The 227-nt window shown below is 48.9% G+C and carries 1 rRNA gene; it reads left to right on the forward strand.

From position 1 onward, the window contains the following. Positions 1 to 227 (forward strand): 23S ribosomal RNA (locus tag HF569_RS12260); the annotation flags it as partial.

A 227-nucleotide genomic window follows, 5' to 3' on the forward strand; every position in this document is an offset into this window, starting at 1 on the left:
ATAGAAAGAAAAATCGATTCCCTAAGTAGCGGCGAGCGAACGGGGAATAGCCCAAACCAAAGAGCTTGCTCTTTGGGGTTGTAGGACTGAACATTTGAGTTACCAAAGTCAATAATAATCGAAGAGTCTGGGAAGGCTCGGCACAGAGGGTGATACCCCCGTAGATGAAATCGTTGACCCTCAGTTCAGGATCCTGAGTACGGCCACACACGTGAAACGTGGTCGGA

The sequence above is a fragment of the Levilactobacillus tujiorum genome (genome assembly GCF_012641185.1).
GTDB lineage: Bacteria > Bacillota > Bacilli > Lactobacillales > Lactobacillaceae > Levilactobacillus > Levilactobacillus tujiorum.